At 58.2% G+C, this 656-nt stretch carries 1 protein-coding gene; it reads right to left on the bottom strand.

Annotated elements, in window-relative coordinates; genetic code table 11:
• A partial coding sequence (locus tag D5269_RS18135; RefSeq protein WP_243126974.1) for a helicase C-terminal domain-containing protein occupies positions 1 to 656 on the bottom strand: 656 nt, incomplete at both ends.

The raw sequence follows: 656 nt of genomic DNA, 5'->3' as shown, positions 1-656 counted from the left end.
GTATCGCCCCGGACTTCCATGCCGGTAAATCCGTCTGTCGGGTGGGGGTGTGCCGCCAGGGTTTCCATATCCGTTTCCAGTCCCTGGATAAAGCCTTTGTGTTTCTCGATCTCCTCCGGGAAGTGCTTTAACAGCTGATCTTCCAGCCGGTACTGCTTGCTCTGGTGGTCGGCCTTCATCAGCTTTAAGCGGGATACCTCCACATCCAAATCCATACGCTCCTTGATGCGGGGGTCCCCGGCGCATAGGGCCTTGATCTCCGCAAAGGACAGGGCGGTTTCGTCCACATCGTCACAGCTGCGGACCGGGGATTTTGAAGTCATAATCTGGGAGATGAATTTCTGCTTGTTCTCCACCGTCTGCCAGAGGTATGCGTCGAAGGTCCCTTCGGTCACATAGCGGTAAACATGGACCAGCGGGTTCTGGTTGCCCTGGCGCTCGATCCGCCCTTTTCGCTGGGCCAGATCTCCGGGCCTCCAGGGGCAGTCCAGATCGTGAAGGGCCACCAGCAAATCCTGCACGTTGGTCCCGGCCCCCATCTTCTGGGTGGAGCCTAACAGGACGCGCACCTGGCCGGAGCGGACTTTGGAGAACAGCTCCTTTTTGCGGACTTCGGTATTGGCCTCATGGATAAAAGCGATCTGGCTGGCGGGCAT

This window comes from Anaerotruncus sp. 1XD42-93 (genome assembly GCF_009917605.1).
In the GTDB taxonomy this organism is placed as follows: Bacteria; Bacillota; Clostridia; order Oscillospirales; family Ruminococcaceae; genus Anaerotruncus.
The sequence above is the reverse complement of the archived record's forward strand: the minus strand, read 5'-3'. Positions and strand labels throughout refer to the sequence as shown.